Origin of the sequence: Leptothoe sp. PORK10 BA2, assembly GCF_034932105.1 — a bacterium.
GTDB lineage: Bacteria > Cyanobacteriota > Cyanobacteriia > Phormidesmidales > Phormidesmidaceae > Leptothoe.
In genome coordinates this window covers 1-6,109 of sequence record NZ_JAYGIG010000186.1, presented here as the reverse complement: position 1 = coordinate 6,109, position 6,109 = coordinate 1, and the positions used below count along the sequence as shown (strand labels likewise).

Annotated in this window: 9 protein-coding genes; 6 read left to right on the top strand and 3 right to left on the bottom strand. The window is 48.2% G+C overall.

All coding sequences use genetic code 11. The features are described 5' to 3' along the window. Positions 1-41: 41 nt before the first annotated feature. Positions 42-764, bottom strand: a complete 723-nt coding sequence (locus tag VB741_RS25795; protein WP_323368097.1) for a hypothetical protein — start codon at positions 762-764, stop codon at positions 42-44. A gap of 321 nt (positions 765-1,085) precedes the next feature. Further along, positions 1,086-1,988 (bottom strand): LysR family transcriptional regulator, encoded by a 903-nt coding sequence (locus VB741_RS25790; RefSeq protein WP_323368096.1) that lies wholly within the window; start codon positions 1,986-1,988, stop codon positions 1,086-1,088. 103 nt (positions 1,989-2,091) lie between these two features. Here VB741_RS25790 and VB741_RS25785 point away from each other — a divergent pair, with 103 nt between their 5' ends. From VB741_RS25785 to VB741_RS25775, 3 genes are read left to right on the top strand one after another with little or no spacing between them, the layout of a single operon-like run. Further along, positions 2,092-2,586: a nuclear transport factor 2 family protein gene (locus tag VB741_RS25785; RefSeq protein WP_323368095.1), complete on the top strand. Its 495-nt coding sequence runs from the start codon at positions 2,092-2,094 to the stop codon at positions 2,584-2,586. A gap of 14 nt (positions 2,587-2,600) precedes the next feature. After that, positions 2,601-2,804, top strand: a complete 204-nt coding sequence (locus tag VB741_RS25780; RefSeq protein ID WP_323368094.1) for a tautomerase family protein — start codon at positions 2,601-2,603, stop codon at positions 2,802-2,804. A gap of 16 nt (positions 2,805-2,820) precedes the next feature. Further along, positions 2,821-2,952 (top strand): hypothetical protein, encoded by a 132-nt coding sequence (locus VB741_RS25775; protein WP_323368093.1) that lies wholly within the window; start codon positions 2,821-2,823, stop codon positions 2,950-2,952. 76 nt (positions 2,953-3,028) lie between these two features. On the opposite strand, the gene VB741_RS25770 is transcribed toward VB741_RS25775, so the two are convergent. Beyond that, positions 3,029-3,589 carry a PadR family transcriptional regulator gene (locus VB741_RS25770; RefSeq protein ID WP_323368092.1) on the bottom strand — a complete coding sequence of 187 codons (561 nt, stop codon included), beginning with the start codon at positions 3,587-3,589 and terminating at the stop codon, positions 3,029-3,031. 100 nt (positions 3,590-3,689) lie between these two features. Here VB741_RS25770 and VB741_RS25765 point away from each other — a divergent pair, with 100 nt between their 5' ends. From VB741_RS25765 to VB741_RS25755, 3 genes are all read left to right on the top strand, one after another. After that, the gene (locus VB741_RS25765; RefSeq protein WP_323368091.1) at positions 3,690-4,697 is read left to right on the top strand and encodes an NAD-dependent epimerase/dehydratase family protein; all 1,008 of its coding nucleotides are present in this window, start codon (positions 3,690-3,692) and stop codon (positions 4,695-4,697) included. After that, positions 4,684-5,091 carry a hypothetical protein gene (locus VB741_RS25760; RefSeq protein ID WP_323368090.1) on the top strand — a complete coding sequence of 136 codons (408 nt, stop codon included), beginning with the start codon at positions 4,684-4,686 and terminating at the stop codon, positions 5,089-5,091. The genes VB741_RS25765 and VB741_RS25760 overlap by 14 nt, the downstream gene beginning before the upstream one ends. Before the next feature lie 186 nt (positions 5,092-5,277). After that, positions 5,278-5,700 (top strand): MAPEG family protein, encoded by a 423-nt coding sequence (locus VB741_RS25755; RefSeq protein ID WP_323368089.1) that lies wholly within the window; start codon positions 5,278-5,280, stop codon positions 5,698-5,700. Positions 5,701-6,109: the final 409 nt, after the last annotated feature.

Here is a 6,109-nt window from a genome sequence, read left to right as displayed (position 1 = left end):
ATTGTTGGGACTAGATTGGCGTTCATATTCCAACTCTAGTCCTATTTCCTGCTTGATGCTCTACAACCTCCAACTGACAATACTTCAGCCCCTTTACTGATGGCCGAGGAACACCGGTTACGCCCGTCCTCCACTGCCCACAGCACCACCGAGTAGGCTTCCCCCCCAGCATAGCGGGTGACTAACATAGCGGAACCTTGCGATCGCACCTGGCTGCTCCGGAGCATCCCCTGCTCCACCGTTGCCACTGAAAAAGATAGGATCTCGGGACTGATCACATCCTTGACAGTTTCCCCCGTTTCCTCGTTCAGGATGTCGAGGCTCCATTCTGGTTGGAACTCCAGAATGCACAACTGCCCTGGGGTAAAGCTAGGGAAAACGCTGAGGCTATAGGGATAGCCCTCGTCGTTATGCCAATAACCCAAAAAGTTGGCAACATCCGCATGGATGGCACTCCAGGCCGCGCGGTAGTCCTGCAACGCCTCAGAATAGCTGGGAGGCGCAGGCACCTTATCCAACCCCGCCAACGCAAACCAGGTGTACATCCCTGTCAACACTTCTGCCTCCAGAGACTGCCCCGCCGCCTGGGTTAACGGTGGCAATAGGGGAGCAATCACGATGGGCAGGGTTTGAGTTGGAGCCTCAGGGGGAGTAGCGCTGTTGGGGGCAGAGTCTGTGGGGATCTGCGGCACACAGGCCAGCGCCTGGGCCACCATGCCCAGGCATCCCAGACCCACGGCAAGGCAAATACTATTCCGGTACATACAGGTACTCTGTGGTTACGTTGATCTCAAACTATCAGCACGATCGTGTCTATAGCTTGAGCCTGGGTCACCTGCTGGTGTGTCACACGTTAGGAGTACGCAACTAAATAGAGTACCGACCTTTAGGATAAGTATGGTGAACACCTGTGCCTGCTGGCTGTGAAGATTGCTGATGCTGGAAAGCCTTGTCAAAGCGACGATTCAAGATGCCGCTCAGAAGCTGCCGGGTGCTTGCAAACGCGCCTTTATGGCCAAATTCACTATCGACTACTTTGCTGGGTCAGCGCGCAAAACTCGGCATTTCTGTTGGCTTGCTAAAGGTTAAAGTCTGGCAGTAATTGATGCAAGAGCCTCCGATATAAAGTCGATGAATACTCGAAGTTTTCTAGAATCCTGGCGATGTTTTGGGTAAATCGCATACAGGGTCAAAGGTTCCGTAGACCATTCTGTCAAAACAGTTTTCAGCATTCCACGTTCCAATCCATCTAAGACTGTGAACAGGGGCAAGAAAATCAAACCGAGTCCCGCAACAGCAGCTTGACTGGCAGCGAGGCTATTGTTCACTTTTAAAGAGCCATCAACATGCACGGATACTGTTTCTTGACCGCGCCAAAAACTCCACTCATGGGGCGATCGCGCTAGCGTGTAAACCACACAACGATGCTGCCTTAGATCCTGTGGCGATTGGGGTTCGCCATACTGCTTCAGATATGCTGGTGACGCGCAAACGACGCGTTGAATATCGTCGATTCGATGTGCGACCAGACTATTATCGTTGACCAATCCACCCCCTCTGATCCCCACATCAAATCCCTCCTCAATAAGATCCACATAGCGATCGTTGAGGATGAGTTCGATCTGTATATCTGGATAAATGGATTGAAATTGATAAATCGCGGTTGCCACATGGGTTAAACCCAGAGACATGGGTGCTGTCACGCGAAGCATTCCATGGGGTTTGACTGAGAGATCGGAAACAGTTTCTTCAACACTTTCCAGCTCATCCAGAATCGAGGAAACTCGCTGAAAATAGAGTCGTCCGGCTTCAGTCAAGTTCAAACGTCTGGTGGTGCGATGGATCAACTGGGTTCCCAGTGCTTTTTCCAGTTCCTGGACATTTTTACTGACGGCTGCATTTGATAAGTTCAGCGCGTCTGCTGCACGGCTAAAACTCTCCAACTCAGCGACCCGTCTAAAGACGATCAGAGCAACTAATTTGTCCATAGAAAATTACCTGCCAAATGATCCATCTCGCTATCTGTATTATTCACTATAGGTGAAAAGTTATTCAACTAAATCGAGCTTTATCTTTTTTGAGTGAAGAGTTATGGTCAAAGTGTGGGCTTCAAGCTGTGATCACCCGAAGCACGGAGGAACGATGAATCAAGCACAGGTCTATGCGGTGGATAAACAGGTTTACGGCATTGAATATTTCGCGATTGTTGATCTGCTCAAGCGATATTACGACGCTTTATATCGTTGTGATACAGCCCTTTTGGCAACCGTGTTTCATGCCAGTGCTCAATACTTCACGGCATCTAGTGGAGAACTATTACATCTGGATATGAATTCCTATTTCCCAATCGTTGAGCAACGAACTTCCCCAGAATCTTCCGGCGATCCATATACATTTTCGATCGATTCGATCGAGGTGACAGGGGCTGTAATGGCGATCGCCCGAATGCGTTCTTCCATGCTAGGCAAAGATTTTATCGATCTCCTTACCCTCATTCAGATTGAGGGCGAATGGAAAATCATTGCCAAAGTCTTTCACTACACAATCCATGCGGACAAGGCAATATTGCCAACAAGCCAAAATTAGCAGGAGGTCAAACCATGCCCTATATCAATATCAAAATCACTCGCGAAGGCGCAACAGCACAGCAAAAAGCTGAACTCATCAAAGGTGTAACAGAACTTTTGGTGCGTGTTCTAAATAAAACACCCGCAACGACATTCGTTGTCATTGATGAAGTTGCGACTGAAGATTGGGGTGTTGCTGGAGTGCCTGTAAAAGAATTTCGGCAAGGCATTCAGTAGCATTCTCTCGGTCGGGTTGGTTAAAGATATCGCCGATGCCGTTCTCTATTTGACAAATGTAGGCTGGGCAAAAGGGGTGATCCTCCCAGTGGATGGTGGTATTGTTGCTGGAGGAGATGGCCTTAACAATCACCAGCAAGCAGTTTAAGTCGCTCACAATGTAATCGGTTATGCTGCAGAGATAATCTGCAGCAGGGGATGGGTAACGTTAGACCGTAAGGTAGCTATTGAGGGTTAACTGAACTGGCTGAATATTTGGTGAGCATTGAGATCGCCTCCTCACACCACTTCAGCCAGCCCCGCTCATATTGAATGCCACCGCAGAGCGTTAAATAGCGAAATAGTTCTTTCTCCGATAGATTCTCGGGATTTGCATAAGCATTGCGTTGAATTTGTTGATAAATGGCCAGGCGTTCCTGATGGAGCGATCGATGCTCCTTGAGTTCTGCGAGCATTTCTACTTTAGGTACCAAGAATCCTGCAAACATTTTTACCAGCAGATCATCGCGTATGGGTGCCATTTCGCAAGGGGTTCGTATCCATGCTTGTAGAAACGCTTCGCCTGCTGCTGTGACTGCGAAAACTTTTTTATCTGGGCGGCCCTGTTGAGCAATCGCCTCACTTTGCACTAATCCTTGCTCCTCTAGTTTCCCCAATTCGCGGTAGATCTGCTGAAAGCTGGCTTGCCAGAAAAAGCCAACCGACCCTTCAAAGCATTTTCTCAGGTCATATCCACTCTGGGAGCTATCCAGTAGCGTTGCCAAAATTGCATGGGCTAGTGCCATTCTCCAGAAATCCTCCGCTCGGTTGACATAATCAATTAGTTGACTATATGATGTCAGCTATAGTCAACTAATTGATTATACAAGATCAAAGGATGAAATTATGAACACTTCACAGCAAAAAGTTCAGCTTATTTTTGGTGCAGGGCCATTGGGAAGGGCGATCGCCCATTACCTGAGCGCCCAGGGTAAACCAGTACGGATGGTGAAGCGAGGCAAGGCGGTAGAGCTACCTCTGGGGGTGGAGTTAGTGACGGGTGACGCGACCGATCCACGCTTTACGCAACAGGTCTGCCAAAACGCAGAGGTGATTTATCACTGCGCAGGGCCGAGGTATCGCTTTAAGGATTGGGCAACGGAATTTCCGCCCTTGCAGCAAGGCATTCTGGCTGGTGCGATCGCAAGTGGAGCCAAGCTCATCTATGGCGATAGTCTGTATGGCTATGGTGCAGTCCAAGGGCCGATGCACGAAGCTTTGCCCTATGCGGCAACAACCAACAAAGGCAAGATGCGGGCACAACTGGCCGAAACCCTGATGTCCGCCTATCGTGCTGGCAAAGCAAAAGTGGTGATTGCCAGGGCTGCTGATTTTTATGGCGAAGGCGTTCTCAATTCTGTATTAGGCGCTCGTGTCTTTATTCCAGCGATTCAAGGTAAGACTGCTGAAGCAATCGGTAACTTGGATTTGCCTCACACCTACACCTACATTGGCGATCTGGCAAAGGCGATGGTGATTTTAGGTGAGCATGAAGCGGCGATCGGGCAAGTTTGGCATGTTCCCAATGCCAAAACGATCTCGACTAGGGAGATGTTAAATCTTCTCTTTGCAGAGTTGAATTTACCGCCAAAAATGAATGGCATGGGCAAATGGATGATGCGGATGGGTGGTTTGTTTATTCCCGAAGCTGCAGAGTCCATTGAGATGATGTATCAATTTGAGCGTCCATTTATTGTGGATAGCTCTAAGTTTGTCAAGGCTTTTGGGGATATTTCTACGCCTCACCGCGAGGCACTCCGCAAGACCATTGTCTGGTATCGGCACTATCTTCAAGCAGAAACTGAACAAGAAAAAGAGAAATTTATAGGAGATAGAGATTATGCAACTAAGTGATGCCACAAGAATTGCGATCGCATTAATTTTACTAACGGTGCCGACGATCCAATATGGCGGGTATTTCTTGCTGACACAGATGGGCAAAGTCAAAGTGATTCGCACTGAACTACAGCGTTCTTACTACCGTGCAGGACATGCCCATGCGGGTGTCTTGGTGTTACTGGCGCTGATAGCGCAGCTCGTGATCGAAGCAACTCAATTGAGCACCGCGATTCAACTATTGCTCCGGGTTGGTTTTGCAAGTGCCCCCATCCTGATCTCAGCAGGCTTTTTTGGCGCTGCACCCCGCGAAGGCACTAAACCCACTCGATTTATCCTGTTGATCTACCTCGGTGCGATCGCCCTGACAGCCAGTTTGTTGACCCTCGGACTCGGTTTACTTTTTCAGTAGCAAAACCTATTGTCAGCTCAGTGATGATACCATTATCGACAGAATTGAAAATCCTGTAAGATGCCCAGCTTGTTCGGCTGCGAGTGAGAATAGACTGGTGTCTTGAACTGGGTTTTAATGGGGAGGTTCAAGAACAGCGGATGGACTTTCAACCCGAATTACCGTTGATTGTAAGTTGGTAACACAATGCCCCAAACAATGATTTTCCCCCCTCTCTTGGCGATGATTGCCCTAGTTGCCGCCGTCTGGGTGCGACTTTACATCGATCGCCTTAGCGAACTACGCAGCCGTCAGATATCACCTCAAGACATATCCACCTCTCGACAAATGGCGGAACGGATGAAAAATACAAATGCGGCTGACAACTTCAAAAATTTATTCGAGATGCCGGTTCTGTTTTATGCCTTCTGCCTGACTATTTTTGTCACCCAATCGGTCACAGCGATGTTTGTTGGCTTAAGCTGGCTTTATGTGTTGCTACGAGTTGCCCATAGCGTGATTCACTGCACCTACAACAAAGTCTTGCATCGGTTTACCGTCTATGCCGCCAGTTCCCTGCTCCTTTTTGGGCTGTGGTTCCTGTTCGGGGTTCGGATTCTATTTACGTGATTTCTCCATTCATGAAAAGTTGCCATATCTAAACATAAGTCCATTTAGCTTCGAATCTAATAGACGTAGGTTTGCTCGGTGCGATAGGAATAGTGCTTAAGCCGGATTTGATCCCGAACTTGATCGAGTCATTTTCTAGGTCGAGTTTCCATCAATAGGCAAGGTAGATCGCATGTACTGACTGTGGCGTTACCTAGTTAGCTCTGGCTATAAAATTTTGGAAGATATACCGAAACGTTCTATATATCCACCCAATATGAGCGTACTATATGGACAATTATCGGGTGCATCTCACTTTTGCGATGAGTATTATTACTCATTTTGCTAAGAAAGTGAGGATACCGTCGAAAATTGCCCATTCAAATAGGCACAACGGTGTCGTAACACTTGAGGTATATTCTTCGCCTCC

Coding starts and splice junctions, on each gene's coding strand:
- VB741_RS25795 (WP_323368097.1), bottom strand. CDS start 764: ATGTACCGGAATAGTATTTGCCTTGCCGTGGGTCTGGGATGCCTGGGC.
- VB741_RS25790 (WP_323368096.1), bottom strand. CDS start 1,988: ATGGACAAATTAGTTGCTCTGATCGTCTTTAGACGGGTCGCTGAGTTG.
- VB741_RS25785 (WP_323368095.1), top strand. CDS start 2,092: ATGGTCAAAGTGTGGGCTTCAAGCTGTGATCACCCGAAGCACGGAGGA.
- VB741_RS25780 (WP_323368094.1), top strand. CDS start 2,601: ATGCCCTATATCAATATCAAAATCACTCGCGAAGGCGCAACAGCACAG.
- VB741_RS25770 (WP_323368092.1), bottom strand. CDS start 3,589: ATGGCACTAGCCCATGCAATTTTGGCAACGCTACTGGATAGCTCCCAG.
- VB741_RS25765 (WP_323368091.1), top strand. CDS start 3,690: ATGAACACTTCACAGCAAAAAGTTCAGCTTATTTTTGGTGCAGGGCCA.
- VB741_RS25760 (WP_323368090.1), top strand. CDS start 4,684: ATGCAACTAAGTGATGCCACAAGAATTGCGATCGCATTAATTTTACTA.
- VB741_RS25755 (WP_323368089.1), top strand. CDS start 5,278: ATGCCCCAAACAATGATTTTCCCCCCTCTCTTGGCGATGATTGCCCTA.